This window comes from Glaciecola sp. XM2, from assembly GCF_018595715.1.
Classification (GTDB): Bacteria; Pseudomonadota; Gammaproteobacteria; order Enterobacterales; family Alteromonadaceae; genus Glaciecola.
Map to the genome: position 1 here is coordinate 48,007 of NZ_JAHEOJ010000025.1, position 23,772 is coordinate 71,778.

Consider the following 23,772-nt stretch of genomic DNA (forward strand, 5'->3'; position numbering starts at 1 on the left):
CAACAAGTAGCTGAGCCTATTGCCAAGTTACAGCGGGCATTTCTGGCTCGCCTGTGTGGTTGTCATTGCTAGCATCTGGCTCTAAGTCCTGTAAATGTGTGTTTGAGTCAGTACCAAGGAGCATCAAACTCTCATCCCCCCAATGTCCTCCGTGCAGTTTAAGAGATTCATTGCTCCAGTGGGAGCCTTGTAATCTTGTAGCAAGATTACCCCAATGAGCACCCTCGATAGAAATGATTTGTTCGCTCCAATGTGCGCCTTGTAATGTGAAAGTTTCCTCCCCCCAATGTGCACCTTGCAATGCCAAAATCTCCGTTCCCCAATGAGCACCATGCGACAATACTTTTCCGTTCGATAGTTGTATCGAAAACTCATCACCTTGCTTTGAAACAGGGCCATAAAAACCACCCGTTCCTGTCAAGTCTGCCACGATATCTAAACCTTGGTTTGAACAATTAGTAGCAGTTGAAGTCACTGCGTCAAATGCATTTACCGCACCGCTGCCCTGTTGCAGTGGTGAATATGCGTACGTTTCGTCTTTACGTGCAACCTTTGCCGCAGCAATCAGCTTACATTTGACATCGTCTGGACGAATACCTGGGTGTGCCTGCATGATCAAAGCAGCAATACCAGCAACTACGGCAGAACTCTGCGATGTGCCTGAAATAACAGAATAATCTAAGCCTGTTTCACTCGCTCGTAACGGCTGTGCAAAAAACTGCGAATCGAGTTTGACGGCAATTTTCGTTCCTGGCGCAACAATGTCAGGTTTTACAAATCCTTCATATGTCGGACCTTTTGCTGAGAAAGAGGCAACACGATCATCTTCCAAGAAAAAAGGCGTATCGTTATGCGTCGATGCGCCAACCGTGATCACATATGGATTATTACCAGGGACCGTAATCCCAAGTGATTCGCCGTTGTTTCCTGCAGAGGTCACCACCGTAATACCCTGATGCCATAATCGCATGACCGCTTGATTGATAGGGTCGTCCCAATACCTTGAATTCGCTTGCGCACCCAACGACATGTTGACGACTCTAATACGATACTTGTGTTGGTTGACCTCTATCCAATTAAGTGCGTCTAAAATATGAGAATATGTACTCCCACCTGTAGCATCAAATGCTTTAATCGAGAGTAAAAACACATCAGGCGCAATACCATTATATGTGCCGCTGCCGTCACTGAGGCTACTTGCGATAATGCCGCTAACATGCGAGCCGTGACCGTTATTATCATCGTTATACCAATATGTTTCTTGCCCTGCTAATGCATCGTATTTTAGCAGAGCTCGCTGTTGACCCATTGTGTTGTTGAATAAATATGAGCCAATTGGACCACCGTAGTTTGCTCCGCTATCGATAACAGCAACAGTGACGCCCCTGCCCGTGATGCCCATATTGTGAAGTCGGTTAGCCTCTACTTGCTTTGTGATTAAGGTATCAATGACAGGAGATTTAGGTGTCAAAGACATAGTAGAGAGCGCAGCAGATGAGGCCATTGTGCGCACCTCTCGGTCATCACTGATCCTTACGCCACTGGTTTTTTTTATCTGCTCTACTTGCGTTGATGTCATTGAAGCACTAACAGCGTTTATGATAGGAAATTGCTTGTTAACGTTACCGCCCGCGTTCTCAACGAGCTCAACGAGTTTCTGTGGATCAGAACCCTGCACAATATATGATTTTACTTCTGTGCTTGAAACGCTGCTTGAATCATTTAATGACGCTTGAGGACTGCAGCCAGACGAAAACATAGCAAACGTTAATGTGCATATGAGTGCAAGAGCAGCAACGAATGTAAATTTACCAGTGGTTGTCATGTAATACCTCTTTCGTAACCTGCTATATTGCAAGGCTTGGAATCTTATTGAGGTCGTGTTAGCAGGTAACATGCCAACTTGAAACAAAATTTAACCTTATGATTTTATTGATTTTTTAATCATGTAATAATTTTTTTGATCAAAAATAAAATATTGAACACTTTTTTATTCATTTATTAAGTTCAATATGTGTGTTCACCTTTTTATGTTGTTCATATTTTAAATTCATTTGTTCACTTATTATGCCGCTTACAAAATTTGAATATTTGTTTCAACGGTCGATATATACGTCAAAGGGGAGAATTGACATGCACAGAAAACATGCGTTGATGTTATCAGCGACCGCACTATTGGTTCTTGCGTATGCGCTCTTGTCGATATTTAGAACAGCTGATAGCCCTGAAAACGCTTATCACAGAGATGCTGAGATCTCATCTACTAGCGAACCCTATGTAAGCCTAGAAACCAATCGTTACGACCAAACTAATGACAACCAGCCCGACAGGTCAAAGACTTCAGAAGCTAAGCGTAACGCACTGACAACTAAAAATGATCTCGCACTGCCGCTAGCATTAAAGTTAATTGGCACCGACGGAGATACGCAAGCACTTATTGAATCGGCAGGCGTCGCTCAGCAATATCAGCTTCAAGAGCGAGTCTTTGGGCGTGAGATTGTGCTAATCGACGTTAATCAAGACAATGTCGTTGTGGAATATCAAAGCACTCCGTTCATGCTTAATCTAATTGGCCCCAATTTACTGGCTAACAAGGCAAATGACGCAGCGCCATACGTCGATGTCTTGAGCGCAGAAGAAATCGGAAATCGACCTAAACGGTTAGAACATATCGTCGCTCTTTCAACACCGAACACTCGTGCAGATGGCATGATTGCAATGCCCGGGGTGAGTCCAAAGCTTTTCACCCAGGCAGGTTTAAAAGAAGGTGACATTATTAATAGCATAAACGGGCTTAACCCGAATAACCCGCAGCAACTTGAACAACTGCAACGTATGATCCCAAATGCAGACACACTCATATTTCAGGTTAATCGAGATGGACGCCTCATCACCGTGTTTTTAGATATCCCCTCACCGGCGCTCCACATTCAATAATATACTTAGTACATTCACTTCTTAAGGCCAGTGCAGGCAGAGCATTAGTGCGCCTAAAACTTTAAGTATCTATGTGTTTTGTGTTATAACAAGTTCAAGCCAAGGGGTGATAACTGTGATAAATCCCTTCCAAATCTTAGAAGAATAAGCGCTGTAAAGGTGTAATAGGTGGGTCTATGACAACTTCTACTTCGATAAAAACAGAACAAAACGCCGAACAAATCATAGAAAAATTACTCAGTTTCAAACCGGTATTGGTAAATAAGCTTACGCAAATGGTTGAAGCTGCGCGTGCGGAAGATATCGCACAAGAGGCTTATTTGGCGCTCTACCTTAAACTGCAAAACGATAGGTTGGAGTCTCCCATTGCGTATCTGGTCACGAGTGCGAAACGTATGGCTATTTCTGCACTTCGCCACGATAAAGTTTGCCAAGCTTATTATGAAACACACAAACAGTCCGAATCCTATCGCACCCTTTCTATCGAAAAAGGCGCTATGGGCGAGCAAACCAGTGAGTTGTTGATACAAGCCATTAATCGATTGCCCCCCATATGTCGGCAAGTGTTTATTATGAGAAAAATTGAAGAAAAATCCCACAGCGAGATTGCTGACATGATGTGTATTTCTAAAAAGACCGTCGAAAACCATTTGGCTAAGGGCTTGCAACTTTGCCGCAAATACATGGTCGAAAGCAGCACGAAGACAACAAGAAGACAGGTCGGCTAATGTTTATCGAAGAATGGGCTGGTGCAAGAATTCCTCAGCGCGTCATTGATGATGCGTCATCTTGGATTGCAAAGTTTGATGATGAGGACACGCAACCTGAAGACTATCAAGAGCTGAACGAATGGCTGATGTCTGATGCGAAACATCGTCAAGCCTTTGAAGAGCTCTCTTTGTTGTGGGCGCAATCTTCCGTTATTAAAACGATGGCGGACCGTATTGAGCGCTCTCAAGTTATTCAACTACCTCAAAATATAAAGGGTATGGGCGCTACATCGCAGCCCAATAACGGCATTTTAAATTGCTCCGAAAATGTCGGGTATGCACAGGTATCTCCGCCTTTGCTGTGGACAGTCATAGCGACTATTTCTGTTGGTTTCCTCTCCTTGTTGTTCTAATTTCCACTGACCGTTAAAATCCGGTTGTAAATTTTTTGTAAATATCAATAGGGGTTTTTTGCTCTAGGTGCGTCATGTATGCATAACTAACAATAAAAACGAGCAATAACCATGAAAAAGTCCTATACCAAATTTCCCCTTAAGCCGGTTGCTGCCTTTGTTGCAGCTGCTTTAATTGCGCCACCTACATTGGCGCAGCAAAGTGCTGCTGGCGCTCAAGAAGATGAAGCGGTCGAAAAGATCCAAGTTGTCGGTACACACATCAAAGGCGGCCAAGTGGCAGAAGCCCTTGCGATATCTGTACTCGATGCCGAAGCTATTGAAATACTAGGTGTGGACTCTCTCGATGAGCTTTTAGAGGCGATCCCAGAAAACGGACAGAATTTTTTTAATGAAGCAGAAAACATCGGCGGCGGTGTCAACGCGGCGCGCGGTGATGTGGGCGCTTACAACCTGCGTAACTTAGGCACAGGTAACACCTTAGTGTTGCTAAATGGCAGACGCATGGTAAATGCCGCCTCCTATCAAACAGAAGAAGTTGGCGGAAGCTTCGTGCCTGTCAACTCAGTCAATGTGAATACTATCCCTACTGCAGGCCTGCAAAGAGTTGAAGTACTCAGAGACGGTGCATCTGCCATCTATGGTGCAGATGCGGTATCGGGTGTTGTAAACCATGTAGTGGATTCAGACTATGTCGGATTCCAAGTGTCGGGTCGATGGACTGAATTTGATAATATTCCAAGAGATACGCAAACCCTTAACTTAAAGTGGGGCCAAGATTTAAATGACGGTCGCACCAACGTCAGCGTATTTGCAAATTACTATCAACGCGACCGAGTAAACTCTCAGGACGACCCACGCTGGGCAGACTCAGATTTTAGAAGGTTGTTACCTGAAGGCTCACCATATGCAGACACCACATTGTTTAGAAACGATAGCGCCAACTCACTATTTGGTCAGTTTGACCTAGTCACAAGAGCCTCGAGCGCAGGTTTGTCTGGAAACCTTACCGACAGCGCAGGCGAGTTTGAGGTTTTTCCTGCTGGAGATCCACGCTGTGAATACGCAATTAACGCCAACGTTTGTGGCGCAGCAGATGGCAACGGCACGGTTCGCTATAATCTAAATGAAAATAGGGATTTGAGTTCAGAGTTAGATAGGACTAACCTTTTCTTATTTATTAACCATGACTTCGATAACGGCGTACAGAGCTTTACTGAAGCATCTTACTATCGCTCGAATACTAATTTAAATCGTCATCCGACAGCATCGTTTACGACATCTAGACTGCGTGTTGGCGCAAACAATTTTTATAATCCACTTGGTCCAATCGGCTCTCCTAACCGTCTGGACGCATCTCTTATACCCGGCGTGCCTGACGAAGGCTTAGAATTGACTATTGATAATTATCGTTATGCTGAGGTGCCGCGCATTGTCGACAACAACGGTACGACTATTCGATTGTTACAAGGCTTTAGAGGCTCATGGAATGATTGGGACTGGGAGACCGCACTGACATATTCAAAGGCGGACAAGGAAGATATTACACGCAATAGAGTATCAAACACTCTGATGCAAGAAGCCCTAAATGATCCAACCGCCGCGGCATATAATCCCTTTAGCGGTGGCGTGAATTCTAATATTGAACGCGCGCTGATAGACGTGCGAAGAGATAATGAAACCGATTTAAAAATGTTTGATATCAAATTTGCAAACAGCGACATTTTTGAGTTACCTGGCGGTCCTGTTGGCCTCGTGATTGGTTTTGAATATCGTGAGGAATCGTTCATCGACAATCGTGACGACCGACTAGATGGCACCATCGCATTTACTGATTTTGAAGGTGATACCTTTCCGTTCGTTTCTGATGTTGTTAACTCAAGTCCTACGCCCGATAGCAGCGGTGAACGTGAAGTAACGTCACTGTTTACTGAATTACAAATACCTGTGTTAGAGAATCTAAATATACAAGCGGCATTGCGTTACGAAGATTTCTCAGATGTGGGCACTACCACCGTTGGTAAAATTGCCTTTGGTTGGCGTCCGCTTGAATCGGTGCTGTTAAGAGGCTCATGGTCAGAAGCATTTCGCGCCCCTAACCTGATCACGATTAATGAAAGTATTGTTGCTCGAAACAATACGCGCGACGACTACGCCTGTCAGTTCGCAGCGCTTAATGGTGGCGACCCAGATGAAAATACCCTTGATTGCAGAAACTCTATACAGCGTATTGCACAAGGCTCGCAGAACCTTCAACCAGAAACATCGGAAAATATCTCATTGGGTATCGTGCTCACACCAACAGATGATTTTACCGTCACTTTGGACTATTGGTCTATTGAGAAAGAAGACACAATTGGCTTATTTGGTGAAGAAAACCACACCTTGCTTGATTTGTTGTTGCGCATAGAAAATGGCAATACTAACTGCGACAGCACCACCTTCAATCCTGCGGTAACGCGAGCACCTGCTGGCGAAGATGAAGCGGCGATTTACAATGCAGCAGGCATATGTCCTGCGGGTGACATCGAGTTTATCGATGACCGATATGCGAATTTAGATAAGCGTACTGTTGCAGGATTCGACTTAGGCGTGTATTGGGATTTTGAAACACAAGTCGGTGACTTTGGATTTAGCTATAACGCTTCTCTATTAGATAAATATGAGCAAGAAGCCGGTGGCGATGCTGCTCTTCTAGTAGCTGCACAAGAAAACGGCGTACTTCCCGCAAGCTTCCCAATCGATGGCTTTGCCGATTTAATTGGCCGAGATGGTAACCAAGAAAAGCGGCAGACAGCCAGACTGACTTGGCGTCAGAATGACTTTGGTGCATCCCTAAGTGCGACTTACGTAGGTGACTTCTACCAAAGCTCACTCACTTTAGATGATGGCACCTTGTACACGATCCCATCGATGACAAGATACAATGCAACGTTTGACTATCGCTTTGATTCGTTCCAAGACAGCAGAGCACGATTGCGTTTTGGTGTGAGAAACCTTACGAATGAACGCGCACCGTTAGCAGACCGCTTCTTTGGTTTCTTCTCAGATGCTCATAACGATTTCGGACGCAGTTACTATGTCGATTTACGCATGACCTTTTAGCAGGTTTTAATTGTTGAAACACAAAACACCGCGGTAAACTCCTACCGCGGTAATTTTATCAATTAACATAAGGTTATATATGACGACTGCCACTGCAGAGCATCGTGGTCGATACCAAGATATTGGCTTGGTATTAGGCCCACTATTGTTTTCGATAATGATGTTGTTTGGTGACTCGCAAACAACTATGGATGCAAGCGCTTGGCGCGTTGGTGCAATTGGACTTTGGATGGCAACTTGGTGGGCGACCGAAGCGGTCCCCGTACCTGTCACTGCCTTTTTGCCCATTGTCTTGTTTCCATTCTTAGGGATAGCATCGATGTCGGATGCTACCGCACCCTACGCCAATCCTATTATTTTTCTGTTTCTTGGTGCATTTTTACTGGCTTTAGCGGTAGAGAGATGGAACCTACATACGCGTATCGCCCTACAAATACTGGCCTTCACAGGCACTGATGGAAAGCGATTAATCGCTGGGTTTATGATAGTCGCAGCCCTTTTATCCATGTGGATGACAAACACCTCTACAACAATGATGTTGATGCCTATCGCACTGTCGGTGGCCAATGTTATCGTCGATAACAACTCTAGTTTAAGTAAAAAACAAATAGCGAGCTTTAAAACGGCCATGTTGCTTGGACTTGCCTATGCTGCAACCATTGGCGGGTTAGCAACCCTTGTGGGCACACCGCCTAACGCTTTGCTTGTGGCATTTTTATCAGAAAACTACGGCATCCAAATATCATTTGCTAGTTGGATGCTGGTAGGCGTGCCAATCATGTTAGTCATGCTACCGCTAGCTTGGTGGTCACTGACGCACTTTTCGTACAAGGTCAATATCGCGGCAAACGCACAAGTGCAAACACATTTGGACCAGTTAAAGACCGATTTAGGGCCGATGAGTGACGCGGAAAAGCGCGTTGCGGTTATCTTTGCGCTTGTCATCATTTTTTGGATGATAAGACGTCCATTATCTGCATGGCTTGGCATAGATTTTTTATCAGATACCGGCATCGTTATGGCGGCAGCGGTATTGCTGTTTTTAGTCCCTAGTGGTGACAAAGCACAATCCCAGCTGATGGTTTGGCAAGACACACATCGCCTACCTTGGGCAGTGCTCATCTTATTTGGGGGCGGATTAAGCCTTGCAGCAGCGGTATCGGGTTCTGGGCTTGCCCAATGGTTAGGGAGTTCATTAACACCTCTTGGTGGCTTAGGTATCTTTGTACTCGTAGTAGGCGCAACCGCGCTGGTGATTTTTCTTACTGAGCTAACATCAAACGTTGCTACTGCGGCGACCTTCCTACCCGTCATGGCAGCGGTCGCTTTGGAGTTAGACGTGTCTCCTTTGTTGCTATGCATTCCTATTACACTAGCGGCAAGTTGCGCGTTCATGTTACCGGTCGCTACACCACCAAATGCCATTGTATTTGCGTCTGGTGCACTTAGCATACCGCAAATGGTAAGAGCAGGGTTCGTGCTAAATATGATTGGCATGTTGCTATTGAGTTTGGTTGCTATTTATTTAGCTCCGTGGATATTTTTATAGGTCAGAGGTGATTTGTATGCTCAAATATCGTTGTATACCGCTACTTGCACTATTGCTATTAGGTAATGTCAGTCATGCTCAAACAAAAGAGGCTGTCTTAGATAGCGAATTGCCAAAACCTAAGGTCGTAACTACGCCAATCAATCCCCACAATGCGTTATTTGTGGGTAATAGCTTTAGTTTTTTTAATGATGGCATACACAATCACCTTGGTTCACTCATCCGCTCACAAGGCGCGTGGCAAAGAGGTAAGCATCGCTATCGCCTACAAACGCTATCTGGGGCCCGAATGCATGAACATGAAAGCATAATTGAAGACGTGGTAGATGCGAAAGAATGGCCGACTGTGGTGCTCCAAGGGCACAGTAATGAACCGATTGATGCGAAACGAGCAGAACAATTCATTATGTCTACGGCTCAATACGTCAACACCCTAAGACGTAATGACATTCAGCCCATCCTCTTTATGACATGGGCCTATGAAAATGAACCAGAGATGATTAACGACTTGGCCAGAACCTATATCGCACTGGCAAATCGTTTGGACGTGCAAGTGGTTCCAGTGGGGATAGCATTTCACAACGCTATGCAACAGGCGCCTAGTATTTCTCTTTATACCGCCGACGTTCTAAGCGCTAATGAAAAGCGTGAAATAACTTATCGCAAGGATATTAAACATCCGAGTAGAGCTGGCACGTATCTGGCGGCGTGTGTCTTTTATGCAGCGCTTTATCAAAAGTCCCCCGTTGGCATCCCCTATATCGCTGATTTAGGGCCACAAGAGGCTGAGCAACTTCAGACCATCGCATGGAATACGGTGGCAGAGTTTTATGGTTGGCAAAAAAATAGCTCGCCCTAATCTACTGATTCATCTATAAAGATGAAAATCTTATTAACTGAGTTGACTGTTCGATGATAAAACCTATTTTTGGCATACTCGTACTCATATCCAGCCTGAACACTGCCATTGCATGTGATTTCAAAGATATATCCTTTGACGCAAACTACGATCAAGGAGGGTTAGCACGTTGCGAACAGCTCTCGGAAACTGAGTTTATATTACATATCGAGCCTGAAGATACCCCGATTAATCCAAGCCCTTGGTATAACTTCACGATATCTAGCAAAGTGGCAACCACAGTCTCTATCGCCATTTCTGCTGGCGATGCTCGCCCACGCTACTTGCCAAAACGTAGCCTCGACGGCTCAACGTTTGAAGCTATTCCATTTACCCTTAAAGATGGCGATATGCATATCGCAGTAGAAGTAAATCAACAGCCGGTGATGATATCGGCTCAGCAAGTGATAGATAATGAGGACTATGTTCAATGGCAGCAGACACTCACTGAAAAGACATCTTTGTTGCAAAGGGAGATAGGCAAGTCTACCGAAGGGCGCAGCATCTATGCACTTGTTCATAGTAAGCCAGAAAATAAAGAGTGGTTATTATTGATTGGCCGTCAACATCCACCTGAAATAAGCGGGGCACAGGCCTATCTAGCGTTTGCACAAGCAATGTTCATCGAACATGCCAACGAGTCGTTTTTGAACCGATTTAACGTGCTGCTAGTGCCAAATATGAATCCTGATGGCGTTGCTCATGGACATTGGCGACACAATGTAAAAGGCACAGATCTAAACCGTGACTGGGGGAAATTTACCCAAGCAGAAACCCAAGCGGTTTACGGGTTTATTAATGAAATCATTCAAGCTGAGCAGCGAATTGTATTTGCTTTAGATTTTCACTCCACACAGCAGGATATATTTTACACCATGCCAAGTGACTACGGGCTTGCGCCAGCGTTATTCTCAGAAGAATATTTGGCAGATTTAAAGCCGCATTTGGTGTCTTCATTTACCTTGCGAGAGCGTCCTGGCAGCAGCCCAGGCCGAGGCGTATTAAAGCAATATTTAGCGGACGAATTCAAAATTCATTCGATTACCTATGAAATGGGTGATAACACACCTCTAGAAATGGTTAATCATGTCGCTACACAAGCAGCAAAAGTGCTACAAAATAAAATGTTGGCAACGCCGCCTGAAGCCTTCATCTTTAAACCAGAATAAATAAAAAAGGCGCTGATCTTTCGACCAGCGCCTTTCAATTTTATCCGCTCGATTAAACGACTCGAGCTTTCTCCACTACGTCAACTAACTTCCAAGTTTTGTTCTTGGAAAGAGGACGACATTCAGTGATGGTCACGATATCGCCTTCATTACACACGTTAGCTTCGTCGTGAGCGTGCATCTTAGTTGAACGCTTAATAAACTTCCCGTAAATAGGGTGCTTAACAAAACGCTCTACTACAACAGTAATGGTTTTATCCATTTTGTTGCTGCTTACACGGCCTTGTACTGTACGGATTTTCTGTTCAGTCATTACGAATCAGCCTTTTGAGTTAAAATGGTTTTAACACGTGCGATGCTGCGACGTACCGTTTTAAGTTGGTCAGTTTTTTCAAGCTGGCCTGTAGAATGTTGCATGCGAAGGTTAAACTGTTCACGAAGAAGGTTTAACAACTCAGCATTTAGCTCTTCTACACTCTTTTCTTTAAGTTCAGTCGCGTTCATTACATCACCGTCCGAGTTACAAATGTTGTCTTAAACGGCAATTTAGCTGCAGCCAATTCAAAGGCTTCGCGTGCAATTGACTCAGGAACACCTTCCATTTCGTACAACACACGACCTGGCTGAATTTGGCAAACCCAATATTCAACGTTACCTTTACCTTTACCTTGACGAACCTCTAGAGGCTTCTGGGTAATCGGCTTGTCTGGGAAAACTCGAATCCAAATTTTACCCTGACGCTTAACATGACGAGTCATGGCTCGACGTGCCGCTTCGATTTGGCGAGCAGTCATACGACCACGGCCAATTGCTTTTAGGCCGAAGGTGCCGAAGCTTACTTTGCTACCCGCAACAGCAAGACCACGGTTACGACCTTTATGCATTTTACGAAATTTCGTACGCTTTGGTTGTAACATGATTAGCCCTCTCGCTTAGCGTTGCGCCCTTTCTTCTTAGGTGCAGGAGCTGGTTGCTCTTGAGTAAGTGGTAAACCACCTAATACTTCACCTTTGAAGATCCAGACTTTAACGCCAATGATCCCGTAAGTGGTTAGTGCTTCAGAGGTCGCGTAATCGATGTCGGCGCGGAATGTATGCAAAGGTACACGACCCTCACGATACCATTCGCTACGTGCGATTTCAGCGCCACCAAGACGGCCACTTACTTCAACTTTGATTCCTAATGCACCAAGACGCATAGCGTTTTGTACCGCACGCTTCATGGCGCGACGGAACATAACACGACGCTCTAACTGGCTAGAGATTGAATCTCCAACAAGCTGTGCATCAAGTTCAGGCTTACGTACTTCCGCAATGTTCACTTGAGCTGGCACACCGGCAAGCTTAGTGACATGGTTGCGAAGTTTCTCTACGTCTTCACCTTTCTTACCAATAACCACACCAGGGCGAGCAGTGTGAATAGTCACACGTATACTCTTAGCTGGGCGCTCGATCACAATCTTAGAAAGTGATGCGTTCTTAAGTTCTTTAGTCAAATATTGACGAACTTTGTGGTCGCTATATAAAAAGTCGGCATACTCTGCAGTATTTGCGTACCAGGTCGATGTCCATGGTTTGCTGATACCCAGGCGTATACCGGTAGGATGAACTTTCTGTCCCATTATCTACTCCTAGTTATCCGCTACAATCACGGTAATGTGACTGCTACGCTTAAAAATACGATCAGCACGGCCTTTGGCACGCGGCTTAATACGCTTCATAGTTGGGCCTTCATCAACGAAGATTTTTGCCACTGATAATTCATCAATGTCTGCACCTTCATTATTTTCGGCATTCGCAATGGCTGACTCAAGCACTTTCTTGATCAAGCCTGCGCTTTTCTTAGGGCTGTATGACAAGAGCTCTAAAGCTTTCTCTACATGCATCCCACGAATTTGATCTGCAACTAAGCGTGCTTTTTGAGCCGACGTACGAGCAAAACGGTGTTTAGCTAATGCTTCCATTTCTATCTCCTTAACGTTTGGCTTTCTTATCCGCGACATGGCCACGGTAAGTACGCGTAGGCGCAAATTCGCCCAACTTATGGCCTACCATCTCGTCACTGACAAATACAGGAACGTGTTGGCGACCGTTATGGACCGCAATGGTCAACCCAATCATATCTGGGATGATCATGGAGCGACGAGACCAAGTCTTAATTGGTTTCTTTTCGCCCTTTTCCACTGCAGCCTCAACCTTCTTCAGCAAGTGCAGGTCAATAAAAGGACCTTTCTTGAGAGAACGTGGCATGGTGAATCCTCGCTTTTACTTGTTTCGACGACGTACGATAAGTTTATCAGTACGCTTGTTGCTTCGGGTTTTCTTACCTTTAGTAGGAACACCCCAAGGTGATACTGGGTGGCGACCACCAGAAGTACGACCTTCACCACCACCGTGCGGGTGATCAACCGGGTTCATGGCAACACCACGAACTGTTGGTCTAACACCACGCCAGCGTGTAGCGCCAGCCTTACCTAGTGAACGAAGCATATGTTCAGCATTACCTACTTCACCGATAGTTGCACGGCAGTCAGATAATACTCTACGTACTTCACCCGAGCGCAAACGTAAAGTCACATAAGTTCCTTCACGCGCAAGAATTTGTGCGTAGTTACCAGCAGAGCGTGCAATTTGTGCACCCTTGCCAGGCTTCATTTCAATCGCGTGTACTGTTGAACCAACAGGCATGTTACGCATAGGCATAGCATTACCTGGTTTAATTGGTGCATCAGAACCAGATTGGATTGCATCGCCCGCTTGTGCACCCTTAGGAGCCAAGATGTAGCGACGCTCACCGTCTGCATAAAGCACAAGTGCAATGTTTGCAGAACGGTTTGGATCATATTCTAAACGCTCAATTTTGGCTGGAATGCCGTCTTTGTTGCGTTTAAAGTCAATAACACGGTAGTGTTGCTTGTGACCACCACCGATATGACGAACTGTGATACGACCGTTGTTGTTACGACCACCGCTTTTGCTATTTTTCTCTAGCAATGGAGCGTGTGGTGCACCTTTATGTAGGTCAGGGTTGATTACCTGAACAACATGACGACGACCAGCAGAAGTAGGTTTAGCTTTCAATAATGGCATGTCTAATCCTCTTACTCACCGGCACCGACGAAGTCGATGTCTTGGCCTTCTTTAAGTGAAACGTAAGCTTTTTTCCAATCGCTACGCTTGCCAAAATTCTGGCCATAACGCTTAGTTTTACCTTTGCAGTTCACGGTACGAACACTGTCAACTTCCACTTCAAACAACAATTCAACTGCTGCTTTCACTTCGGCTTTGTTCGCATCTTTGACGACTTTAAATACAAATGTATTTGCGCCTTCTGCTGCTAAGGTTGCTTTCTCAGATACGTGAGGTGCGACTAGCACTTTTAATAAACGTTCTTGGTTCATGCTAATGCCTCCTCAAGTGCTTTGACTGCGTCAGCGGTCATTAATACTTTTTCAAAAGCAATCAAGCTAACCGGGTCAATTCCTTGAACATCGCGAACGTCTACTTTGTAAAGATTGCGAGAAGCTAAGAACAAGTTCTCATCCACTTCAGCCGTTACAATTAACACGTCTTTAAGTTCTAATTCATTTAACTTAACGAGTAGATCTTTTGTTTTTGGCGCATCAACACCAAACTTCTCTACCACGATTAAACGGTCTTGACGTACCAATTCAGAAAGGATGCTTTTGATCGCACCACGGTACATCTTTTTATTTACTTTTTGATCGAAGTCTCTAGGCTTTGCAGCGAATGCGCGACCACCACCAACCCAAATTGGGCTTCGGATAGTGCCGGCGCGAGCGCGGCCTGTGCCTTTTTGACGCCATGGCTTCTTACCACCACCGCGAACTTCTGAACGAGTTTTCTGCGCTTTAGTACCTTGACGAGCACCTGCACCAAAAGCCACTACGACTTGGTGTACAAGAGCTTCGTTAAACTCACGTCCAAAAGTGGCGTCTGATACTTCAAGAGCGCCTTTGGCGTCTTTCAATGTTAATTCCATCAGTTCACTCCCAGTTACGCTTTAACAGCTGGTCTGACGATAACGTCACTACCAGGTGCGCCAGGTACGGCACCTTTGATTAATAAAAGGTTGTTTTCAGCATCTACGCGTACAACTTCTAAAGAAAGAGTGGTCGCGCGCTTGTTACCAAGTTGGCCCGCCATTTTCTTACCTTTAAATACTTTACCAGGTGATTGGTTTTGACCAATTGAACCCGGTGCACGGTGAGATAATGAGTTACCGTGAGTCATACGTTGGTGGCTGAAGTTCCAGCGCTTAATACCGCCCTGGAAACCTTTACCTTTAGATGTGCCTGCTACGTCCACTTTTTTGGTATCGTTGAAGATTTCAACAGTGATTTCACTGCCCACTTCCATTTCGCTACCTTCACCGTCTTCTAAACGGAACTCCCACAAACCACGTCCAGCTTCTACGCCAGCTTTAGCAAAGTGACCAGCGGCCGCTTTGTTAACGCGATTTGCTTTTTTGGTGCCAGCGGTAACTTGAAGTGCGCGGTAACCGTCCACTTCTTGAGTACGTAACTGAGTCACACGGTTAGGGGTCGCTTCAATAACAGTCACAGGGATAGATACGCCATCTTCAGTGAAGATGCGAGTCATGCCCACTTTACGACCGATAAGACCAATCGACATTGTTATTACCCTCTCTTGTTAGCCTAGGCTGATTTGAACATCAACGCCGGCGGCCAAGTCCAATCTCATCAAAGCATCAACTGTTTTATCAGTTGGTTCAATGATGTCTACTAAACGCTTATGTGTGCGGATTTCGTATTGATCACGCGCGTCTTTGTTTACGTGCGGAGAAATCAACACAGTGTAACGCTCTTTGCGGGTAGGAAGTGGAATTGGACCACTTACCTGTGCACCAGTGCGCTTAGCTGTTTCAACGATTTCCGCTGTAGACTGATCGATCAACTTGTGATCAAACGCTTTTAAACGAATACGAATTCTTTGATTTGGCATCGATTAAGCTCCAATCGAAAGAACAAAAAAATTCATCTTTTCACGCCTATTTCTTTCTTTATGAAAGAGGGCTGAAAAGATGTGCGTAAACCGGTGATCCCCAATCGGGATCCTGTTCATATGTGATGTGCACCTGCTTTGTAAGTAGCTGCGTAGTGTTTTCTAAAGGAGTGACAAAGCACTGATTGACCTAGATAAACACCCACCACGTCATGTCATTTTGCATAAGTTGCTCTAGACAGTGGGCGCGAATTATACAGTTATGCCAAGCTTGTGCAAGTGTTTTTGTGACTTCAAACCAATAAAATCGCTATATGGCGCACTTCAATTGCAGTAAATGAGGTTACAACTAACAATGGGCTTATCTCAAAGTGATAAAATGGTGTATATTCGTCTTCCCAAATTTTCGGCAATGCAATCTTAGCGCATTGCTTACTTTTTGCTTTGTACTAGCAGATTATACACTAGTAGATATCACCTTTGACTCACAGGAACGCACATGAAATTTTCAGCCCTCGACCTCGCAAAACCACTTGAGCAGGCAATTTTCGCTTGTGGATATGAGGATATGACGCCAGTGCAGAGCCAGAGTATCGTCCATGCACGAAGAGGGAAAGACTTACTCGTGAATGCACAAACGGGCACAGGTAAGACGGCCGCGTTTGCTATTCCGGTGCTCCAGCAGATGCTCGATACACCAAAGGGTACACAGGCGAAAGCGCCTCGCGCACTTATATTAACGCCTACGCGAGAACTTGCCGAACAGCTTGCGCAAACCATCAGTAAGTATGCCCAATTTACGACTTTGACTGTTACCGCTTTCTATGGCGGCGTAAAACTTACCGGGCAAGCGAGCAAACTAAACCAAGGTGTAGATATTCTTATATCAACCCCTGGTCGCCTATTAGAACACATCGCGTTGAACCATTTGACGTTAGCGCAAGTTGAGTTTGTGGTACTAGACGAAGCCGACCGTATGCTAGACATGGGTTTTATAAGCGATGTTTTAAATATCGTAGAACGCACCAGCGAGAAGCGCCAAACGCTGCTGTACTCCGCAACTAGCTCCCCTGCTGTCAACGAGCTGTGTCATAAAATACTCAATAATCATAAAGAGATACGCGTATCAAAAGTTAACGCGGCGGCAGATACCGTTAAGCATGTGATTTATCCGGTAGAAGAAAGTCGAAAGATTGCGCTATTCAATGCGCTTTTTAAAGAGCATAACTGGTTTCAAGTACTTGTCTTTACGAGTACAAAAGAACAGGCCGACCGATTAATGCAGGGGCTGAAAGCCAGTAAAGTGCCCGCGGCCGTATGTCATGGTGATAAGCGCCAAGGCGCAAGACGCAGAGCCATCGCCGATTTTAAATCGGCCAAGCTTCAGGTATTGATTGCAACCGAGGTTGCTGCCAGAGGTCTTGATGTGCAGGGACTTGATTATGTCATCAACTACAATATGCCATATTTAGCAGAAGACTATGTGCACCGTATCGGCCGCGCCGGACGAGCGGGTAATGCAGGACACGCCATTTCATTTGTTAGCAGAGAAGAAGAACGCAGCGTTGAGAGAATAGAATCGCTTATTGGTGAAAAAATCGAGCGCATTGTCAAACCTGGGTTTGAAGTAAGTGATAGAAAGAGTTTACTAAGAAGTGTTAGCAAACATCGTAAACCACACAAATCCAATAAGGCTAGTAAGACGGTTATTAGTAAGAAGAAACGTTAATCGCGCTCCTGTGGAATATATGTGAAGGTTGTCGAGCTCAAACATGCGTTTATTCACAACCGGATTTTGCATACTGAAAATACGTTACAACATTGTCGCTCAAGTCATTAAAGCATCTAAATTTTTAGCGATTTTCGCTCATGCTAAATATTCTTAATCTTTAGTAGTCATGAAACTTTAAATTAAACCGATAACCCATATTAGAGATCGTCCCTTTTGTTGATAAAAGATAGCAGGAAACCGTAGCCGTTATGTTCGATAGCTTACCAAGTTCACCCTTGTTGCAGTCATTACAAGCGCAATTAAAAGAATATCCGAATTTAATGGCGGCCTATGAAAAATTAGAGCCGCTGATATTGCAGGCCTTCGATGCGGCCAGGATGTCTTTGTTTCAAAAACGCGCGCAACAACAAGACTTGGTAGCCCGATTTAAGACCGGTCAAGAAACCAAAGAAATCAAGGTGCCGATTAGCCCTGCATCCATCGCTGGCTATGTAGCGATGTCTCAACAACCTTTAATTATCAATGACCCATACGACGATGAGCAGCTTTCGAGTATTCATCAACGCCTTAGATTTGATAAAAAGTTTGACCGCGCAAGCCAATTTAAAACTGAATGCATTCTGTGTATACCTGTAATGAATGCAGGCGTAATGATGGGCGTCATGCAGATCATCAACAAAAACGGCGCTGGCTTTGATCAAAAAGATTTAGAAACCGGCATGCAAATCGCCGAAATGCTTGGCGATAAGTTCAGATATGAATTAGGTGGCACCAAAAATCCTTTCGACTATCTAGTGCTGCGCGGTTTGACCACCGAAAATGTGATAGAAGACGTCGCTAAGCTAAATAACACTCGCGCGATTGTTAGCAAACTCACTACCGAATTCAGAATACCCGAAAATGAAATTGGGAATGCCTTGTCTGTGCATTACCAAGTGCCATTTATCGACTATTTGCCAGATACGTATCATATGTACCAGAGCAATAGCCGATTGAACTTGTCTTATCTAAAACGCAACTTCGTGGCGGTCATTGCCGATGCGCATGAAAATGCGACCGTGTTGATGGCCGAACCGAACAATGCCGCATTATTAATGGAGATTGAGAGTGCGCTTGGTATAGACAGTTATGAAATTGCAGTTGGATTACCCACACACATCTTAAAATATCTAGGTGAGACATCTGCCGGCTCTGGCCCTGGCGATATGGATGAAATCCTCGACGAAATCGGCACTTCTGGTGAAGAATTAGAGGACCAAAGCGACGAAATGGCCGAAGATGCACCGGCCGTTGTAAGGCTGGTAAGTCGTATTTTGCACGACGCAAAGCGCCTCAACGCCTCTGATATCCACATTGACCCTGAGAAAGGCGCTCCCACTCGCGTAAGAATGCGTGTCGACGGTGTGGTTAGAGACATCAACCAAGTACCAGCGTCTCACCATAACGCAGTAATCGCGCGTATTAAGATCATGTCAAGCCTTAACATCGCCGAAAAGCGCATTCCACAAGATGGCAAATTAGCATTTAAAATGTCAGGCCAACCCGTAGAGGTTCGTGTTGCAACCATCCCAACGGTTGCTGGTGAGGGCGTAGTTATGCGTATCTTGGCCACTGGCGGGGCAATGCCGATTGAAAAAATGAATTTATCGCCACGCAATATGAACATGATTGAAGCGATGATCAAAAAGCCCCATGGGATCATGCTAGTAGTAGGACCGACAGGTTCGGGTAAAACTACTACGCTACATGCTATCCTTGGCTACTTAAACACCCCTGATAAAAAGATTTGGACCGCGGAAGACCCGGTGGAAATTACCCAGCCTGGTCTACAACAGGTGCAAGTTAGCCCAAAAATTGGTTTTACATTTGCCAACGCTCTTCGCGCCTTTTTACGTGCTGACCCCGACATCATTCTTATCGGTGAGATGCGTGATAAAGAAACTGCCCACGCGGGTATTGAGGCATCTCTTACAGGTCACTTGGTGCTATCTACACTTCACACCAACTCGGCGCCTGAGACCATTACGCGCTTACTCGATTTAGGGCTTGACCCTGTCAACTTCTCAGACGCGTGTGTTGGTATCCTCGCGCAACGCTTGATTAGGACGCTTTGCGGAAGCTGTAGAGAACCTTACCAAGCTAACGAAGACGATATTGCTTTTCTTAAACGCCAATACGGCGCAGAGTATTTTGATGAACTTGAGTTAGGCGAGAACATTACCCTGCACCGTGCTAAAGGTTGCGATAATTGCGGTGATACAGGCTACAAAGGCCGTACCGGCGTGCACGAGTTATTAAGTATGACCAATGAACTGCGAGCGCTCGTGTACAAGGAAGCAGCGGTGAGTAAAATGAAAGCGCAGGCGATGAACGACGGCATGCGCACACTGACTCAAGACGCAATTCTTAAAGTAGTCAAAGGTGATACTGACATCCCTCAAGTACAAATTCTTGGTGGCTCTGACTAGATAATGACACTATGCACTCGCTTTTGTGAGCATAGATGGTGAGTAACCAAACTCATGCTTAAAACATTGTCCAAAATATGAAGTAGAACCAAACCCCACGTCAAAACACACGTGGGTGATGGTTTGACCGTTTAGTAAAGCCGTTTTGGCCTTATCTAAACGAAAGCGCCTTAGGTATTCTCTAAATCCACTGTCATAAATGTCTCTTAATCTGCGTTGCAAGGTCTTTTCACTCATATTCAGCAGTGAGGCAGCCTTAGTACGATTAAAACTTTCATCTTGGTAATGCTGTGTAATGACCGATTCAAACTTGTCTTTAAACGCACCCGTGCCAGCCCCATCAGTTTGTAGCGCATTTAACCAATACGATTTGTGGCTTTCACCTACTAGAGATGTAGAGCCTGTATGTAAATGTTCGCAAGCATCTGCCTGACGAAGACTTAGTACATTTTCAATGACAACTTTTACTTCATGCACATCTAGGGGTTTATCGATAATGGCACTGACGCCACTAGCATAAGCTTTGATGCGGGTGCGGGTATCGGCAGCGGTTGCAAGCATTAACACAGGTATACTCTGAAATGCTTTGGTCACGCGCAGGAACTTGCATAGCTGGATGGTCAATGCAACTTGCCAACTAAAATCAGCAATGATTACATCTGGTCGATAGCTCGATATGGCAAGCAGGGCGCTATCTAATGACGAGTGCACATCTAACACATATTGGTGAGCAAAATGCTGGCTCAGTTGTGCAATGATATGCGGTTGATCAGCAATGATCATGACTTTTTGGCGACGCGTCTTGTCCCGCATGTCGACCACTGAATGCCTTGGACGTGCGCGTATTGAAAAGTGCGGCTGTATTTTGGAGCACGGCAACGTTAAGCGGATATGTGTGCCCCAACCAATCGCAGTTTTAATCTCAAGATCGCCACCGTGAAGTCTTGCTAACATGTTTACCGATGCCAGGCTTAAGTGTGTCTCTGCATCCGACAATCGCCTTTGCCGATGAACCCGCTGAGCCTCTTCTGCAGCGATGGCTTGTTGCGTTACATCGGCACTGATACCCATCCCGTTGTCGCACACTTCAAATATGGCTTGGTTTGTTTGTACGTAGCAATTGATACTAATTTGCGTGGTTGCTGGGTTATGCATGATGGCATTGATTAAAAGCTCTCTTAGCATTTTATCAGCCATCCCACTTGGAATATTTAGCTGAGCGTTATCTAAAGTGCCTGCAGTCAAATCCATGTCCCTCTGCAGGGCGGCATTTTTTAGTGCTGGCAGAATGTCGTTGACGACATAATGACTGGTAGCCTTTATACTAGCGTAGGTCACTTCCGATTCACCTGAATGAAAAGGGTTGTTGCTGTACTGCGCCCCGCTTAATTCTGATGCTAGCGAGCGTAACTGGTGCAAGTTATCTCGTAACGGGGTTTGCAAGACCGACGCATATTCTTTTCGATCAGCCAGTACGTGCTGTTTGCTAATAAGTTCTTTAACAACTCGTTGAAGGGTGCGCTGGCTTCTTTCAAGCACTCGCTTGTGATAGAGGCTCTCTTGACGTGTGACAAAGGTTTTATTTTGACCTCTTGGTTTGGCAACATCGCGCCCTTTTGCTATTTTTTTATACACGATATTCCCCATCGCAAAAGACATTACGAATAGGAATAAATCGAGCAAGGATATTATATCTGCCGAGAACCAAGCGCTCGACATAACCACATAAACTGCATCCACTGCTAACTTCCTTTTACTACTTATCTATATATTTATTTCCGTATGTTTCGACCTTTAAAAGATAAATATTGAGCATGTAAGTCACAAATCGGTTAAAAAAGAAGCTTCTTAAAAACAACTTAAACAATAATCTTACAACTCTAAATTAAGGGGTGATTCAGACTTGCTAATATAGCGCAAACCATCTTCATAACGGATATTTGTTGCGCAATAAGTATACAACCACGCCTGCATGCCAGCGTTGTGCGCAGCCTCAATGTCATACTTATAGTCACCAATATAGGCAATTTCTGAAAGCTCAAATTGCCGCTCGTTGCGCCACATCGATGCGATATGCAAAAGCGCCTCTGGATCGGGTTTTGGGGCAGCATCTTCGCGAGTCAAGACGGTATCAATTGGAATATCGTTTTGATGCAATTTAATCTGCGTGGCTTGCTGGCAGTTACGGGTGACTATCGCTAAAGGCAACTGCGCTGCCAAGGCACGTTCAACAAAATGCCCCGCTCCGCGAATAAGCCTAGAAGTTTGTGCATCCTCTAACTCATAGCGCAAAACCGTCGCTGCCGCCTCATTGCGTTTTTCTGCGCAAGAAATATTTTGAATATGAGTGAGAATATCATCCTCAGGCGCACAACCTACTGCCGCTTTTATTTCTGCAAAATTAAGGTTTGCATGTACGAGCGTGTCATCTAAATCAAAGATGATCCCCTTAACTTTTGTAAAACAAAACATATGGTTACTTCCTCGTTGTGTGCACAGCCCGTCTTAAAAAAACGGGAGTTTGGTTAATTTAGACCAAAAATACGTTAACAATGGTCGAGCACATGTTAGCTGTATTTTATATAAAACTGTTTATTTATACAGTTGATATACGTATAGTATGGGCATCATCATAGTAAAATCCCTTAGCCAACATAAGAGGAGATTCGTATGGCTGTTATCACTCAGTACGTGGTGCAACATAAAGGAGTCGACAAATTGGTAACAAAAGACAAAAAAGAAGCCGACCAATACGACAAGATGCTAGGCATCGCAGACAATTTATCCGTGTATATTCAAGGAAAAGGCATTGAATTAGACGAAGAACTAGCTGAAGAATTGTCGATACTCATAGCAAAAAACAAAGATGCCGTGAGCAAACTATTAAAAGGCGCTGAAGCTGATACCTTACTTGACGCTGAGAAAGCTGACGTCGTTGCAATGAAAAAAGCATAGCATCTTAAGAAGATGCTTTTTTGATTGACAAGTGGTACGATGAGTTATTATTTTGATTCACAAAATCACTTATGCAACTGCACCGGCTGAAAGGCTATATTCAAAATATATACTTAATCGAGTATGAGCACGGTTGTATGCTGCTAGATGGTGGTTGCCGCGCCGATTTTGATATTGTATCTGATTACTTTCGCACAACCCTTAAACGTCCCCTAACAGATTTAAAAGTGGTCATGGTTACACATATGCACCCTGACCACGCCGGATGTGCCCATTATTTAAGAGAAAAGACTGGCTGTCTTGTGGTATCAGGTGTGTTTGAACACCATTGGTATGAGGGGCTTTCTGGGCGCTTCTCACATCTTACTGACATTTTGCTCACACACTGGGTTGCAGGGCGGCTAGGGCGAAAACGTCGTTTAATCTGGTATCCAAGAAAGCTTCGTGCCGATGTCCAGCTACAAGATGGTCAGCCGGTTCCAGGCTTTGAGCAATGGAGCATTGTCGCTACGCCTGGTCACACCCACATGGACATATCGATTTATAGCGAAAAGCATGAATTGATATATGTGGCAGATCTCATTGTAAGCAACAAAAAGCAGCTCACACCACCATATCCTGTGCACTTTCCTAACATATATCGTGAGTCAGTTGCTAAATTAAAAGCGTTTGAAGGGTTTAAAATACTCATGGCACATGTCGAGCCACAAACGATTTCCACTCAAGTGTTAGACGATATAATGGTACAAACCCCCAAAGTTGGTCAAAGCAACAAACAAGCGATTTTTAACATTGCGAAAAAGCACTTAGGTTTTGGCTTCGACTCTCAGAAGTCGTGACATTATTACCGT

25 protein-coding genes are annotated in these 23,772 nt (G+C 44.8%); 11 read left to right on the forward strand and 14 right to left on the reverse strand.

What is annotated here, in order from left to right; all coding sequences use genetic code 11:
* Positions 1-16 precede the first annotated feature (16 nt).
* Entirely contained in the window at positions 17-1,825 is a 1,809-nt protein-coding gene (locus KJ365_RS12225; protein ID WP_214451955.1) for a S8 family peptidase, read from the reverse strand.
* 308 nt (positions 1,826-2,133) lie between these two features.
* On the opposite strand from KJ365_RS12225, the gene KJ365_RS12230 reads away from it, so the two are divergent.
* The 7 genes from KJ365_RS12230 to KJ365_RS12260 all read left to right on the forward strand — a co-directional run bounded on the left by KJ365_RS12230 (position 2,134) and on the right by KJ365_RS12260 (position 10,781).
* Positions 2,134-2,937, forward strand: coding sequence for a hypothetical protein (locus KJ365_RS12230; protein ID WP_214451956.1), 804 nt, complete (start codon positions 2,134-2,136; stop codon positions 2,935-2,937).
* A 176-nt stretch (positions 2,938-3,113) separates the two neighbouring features.
* Positions 3,114-3,665, forward strand: coding sequence for an RNA polymerase sigma factor (locus tag KJ365_RS12235; protein WP_214451957.1), 552 nt, complete (start codon positions 3,114-3,116; stop codon positions 3,663-3,665).
* Positions 3,665-4,060 (forward strand): FecR/PupR family sigma factor regulator, encoded by a 396-nt coding sequence (locus KJ365_RS12240; protein ID WP_214451958.1) that lies wholly within the window; start codon positions 3,665-3,667, stop codon positions 4,058-4,060. The genes KJ365_RS12235 and KJ365_RS12240 overlap by 1 nt, the downstream gene beginning before the upstream one ends.
* A gap of 111 nt (positions 4,061-4,171) precedes the next feature.
* Positions 4,172-7,165, forward strand: a complete 2,994-nt coding sequence (locus tag KJ365_RS12245) for a TonB-dependent receptor domain-containing protein (RefSeq protein ID WP_214451959.1) — start codon at positions 4,172-4,174, stop codon at positions 7,163-7,165.
* A gap of 79 nt (positions 7,166-7,244) precedes the next feature.
* The gene (locus tag KJ365_RS12250; protein WP_214451960.1) at positions 7,245-8,714 is read left to right on the forward strand and encodes an SLC13 family permease; all 1,470 of its coding nucleotides are present in this window, start codon (positions 7,245-7,247) and stop codon (positions 8,712-8,714) included.
* Between the two features lie 16 nt (positions 8,715-8,730).
* Positions 8,731-9,573 (forward strand): SGNH/GDSL hydrolase family protein, encoded by an 843-nt coding sequence (locus KJ365_RS12255; RefSeq protein WP_214451961.1) that lies wholly within the window; start codon positions 8,731-8,733, stop codon positions 9,571-9,573.
* Positions 9,574-9,626: 53 nt separating this feature from the next.
* Complete coding sequence (locus KJ365_RS12260; RefSeq protein WP_214451962.1) at positions 9,627-10,781, forward strand: M14 family metallopeptidase; 1,155 nt, start codon at positions 9,627-9,629, stop codon at positions 10,779-10,781.
* A 52-nt stretch (positions 10,782-10,833) separates the two neighbouring features.
* Here KJ365_RS12260 and rpsQ read toward each other — a convergent pair whose 3' ends face one another.
* Genes rpsQ through rpsJ form a run of 11 tightly spaced genes read right to left on the reverse strand, consistent with a single transcriptional unit; the run spans position 10,834 to position 15,766 of the window.
* Positions 10,834-11,094: a 30S ribosomal protein S17 gene (rpsQ, locus tag KJ365_RS12265; RefSeq protein WP_214451963.1), complete on the reverse strand. Its 261-nt coding sequence runs from the start codon at positions 11,092-11,094 to the stop codon at positions 10,834-10,836.
* A complete protein-coding gene (gene rpmC / locus KJ365_RS12270; protein WP_214451964.1) occupies positions 11,094-11,285 on the reverse strand; it encodes a 50S ribosomal protein L29 in 192 nt (63 codons plus the stop codon). The genes rpsQ and rpmC overlap by 1 nt, the downstream gene beginning before the upstream one ends.
* Positions 11,285-11,698 (reverse strand): 50S ribosomal protein L16, encoded by a 414-nt coding sequence (gene rplP, locus KJ365_RS12275; RefSeq protein ID WP_214451965.1) that lies wholly within the window; start codon positions 11,696-11,698, stop codon positions 11,285-11,287. The genes rpmC and rplP overlap by 1 nt, the downstream gene beginning before the upstream one ends.
* Before the next feature lie 2 nt (positions 11,699-11,700).
* Positions 11,701-12,402 carry a 30S ribosomal protein S3 gene (gene rpsC, locus KJ365_RS12280; protein ID WP_214451966.1) on the reverse strand — a complete coding sequence of 234 codons (702 nt, stop codon included), beginning with the start codon at positions 12,400-12,402 and terminating at the stop codon, positions 11,701-11,703.
* Between the two features lie 9 nt (positions 12,403-12,411).
* A complete protein-coding gene (rplV, locus tag KJ365_RS12285) occupies positions 12,412-12,744 on the reverse strand; it encodes a 50S ribosomal protein L22 (protein WP_214451967.1) in 333 nt (110 codons plus the stop codon).
* 10 nt (positions 12,745-12,754) lie between these two features.
* Positions 12,755-13,030: a 30S ribosomal protein S19 gene (gene rpsS, locus KJ365_RS12290; protein WP_014107406.1), complete on the reverse strand. Its 276-nt coding sequence runs from the start codon at positions 13,028-13,030 to the stop codon at positions 12,755-12,757.
* 15 nt (positions 13,031-13,045) lie between these two features.
* Positions 13,046-13,870 carry a 50S ribosomal protein L2 gene (rplB, locus tag KJ365_RS12295; protein ID WP_214451968.1) on the reverse strand — a complete coding sequence of 275 codons (825 nt, stop codon included), beginning with the start codon at positions 13,868-13,870 and terminating at the stop codon, positions 13,046-13,048.
* Positions 13,871-13,881: 11 nt separating this feature from the next.
* Positions 13,882-14,181 (reverse strand): 50S ribosomal protein L23, encoded by a 300-nt coding sequence (rplW, locus tag KJ365_RS12300; protein WP_214451969.1) that lies wholly within the window; start codon positions 14,179-14,181, stop codon positions 13,882-13,884.
* Positions 14,178-14,783 carry a 50S ribosomal protein L4 gene (gene rplD / locus KJ365_RS12305; RefSeq protein WP_214451970.1) on the reverse strand — a complete coding sequence of 202 codons (606 nt, stop codon included), beginning with the start codon at positions 14,781-14,783 and terminating at the stop codon, positions 14,178-14,180. The genes rplW and rplD overlap by 4 nt, the downstream gene beginning before the upstream one ends.
* A 14-nt stretch (positions 14,784-14,797) precedes the next feature.
* Positions 14,798-15,436 (reverse strand): 50S ribosomal protein L3, encoded by a 639-nt coding sequence (rplC, locus tag KJ365_RS12310; protein WP_214451971.1) that lies wholly within the window; start codon positions 15,434-15,436, stop codon positions 14,798-14,800.
* A gap of 18 nt (positions 15,437-15,454) precedes the next feature.
* The gene (rpsJ, locus tag KJ365_RS12315) at positions 15,455-15,766 is read right to left on the reverse strand and encodes a 30S ribosomal protein S10 (protein WP_010179497.1); all 312 of its coding nucleotides are present in this window, start codon (positions 15,764-15,766) and stop codon (positions 15,455-15,457) included.
* Positions 15,767-16,265: 499 nt separating this feature from the next.
* Between rpsJ and KJ365_RS12320 the strand changes: the two genes are divergently transcribed.
* Both KJ365_RS12320 and KJ365_RS12325 read left to right on the forward strand, forming a co-directional pair.
* Complete coding sequence (locus KJ365_RS12320; protein WP_214451972.1) at positions 16,266-17,495, forward strand: DEAD/DEAH box helicase; 1,230 nt, start codon at positions 16,266-16,268, stop codon at positions 17,493-17,495.
* Positions 17,496-17,746: 251 nt separating this feature from the next.
* Positions 17,747-19,966 carry a GspE/PulE family protein gene (locus KJ365_RS12325; RefSeq protein WP_214451973.1) on the forward strand — a complete coding sequence of 740 codons (2,220 nt, stop codon included), beginning with the start codon at positions 17,747-17,749 and terminating at the stop codon, positions 19,964-19,966.
* Between the two features lie 9 nt (positions 19,967-19,975).
* On the opposite strand, the gene KJ365_RS12330 is transcribed toward KJ365_RS12325, so the two are convergent.
* Both KJ365_RS12330 and KJ365_RS12335 read right to left on the reverse strand, forming a co-directional pair.
* The gene (locus KJ365_RS12330) at positions 19,976-21,706 is read right to left on the reverse strand and encodes a helix-turn-helix domain-containing protein (RefSeq protein ID WP_214451974.1); all 1,731 of its coding nucleotides are present in this window, start codon (positions 21,704-21,706) and stop codon (positions 19,976-19,978) included.
* 132 nt (positions 21,707-21,838) lie between these two features.
* Complete coding sequence (locus KJ365_RS12335; protein ID WP_214451975.1) at positions 21,839-22,438, reverse strand: HAD family hydrolase; 600 nt, start codon at positions 22,436-22,438, stop codon at positions 21,839-21,841.
* 198 nt (positions 22,439-22,636) lie between these two features.
* On the opposite strand from KJ365_RS12335, the gene KJ365_RS12340 reads away from it, so the two are divergent.
* Both KJ365_RS12340 and KJ365_RS12345 read left to right on the forward strand, forming a co-directional pair.
* Positions 22,637-22,921: a YebG family protein gene (locus KJ365_RS12340; RefSeq protein ID WP_214451976.1), complete on the forward strand. Its 285-nt coding sequence runs from the start codon at positions 22,637-22,639 to the stop codon at positions 22,919-22,921.
* A gap of 71 nt (positions 22,922-22,992) precedes the next feature.
* Positions 22,993-23,760, forward strand: coding sequence for an MBL fold metallo-hydrolase (locus KJ365_RS12345; RefSeq protein WP_214451977.1), 768 nt, complete (start codon positions 22,993-22,995; stop codon positions 23,758-23,760).
* Positions 23,761-23,772: the final 12 nt, after the last annotated feature.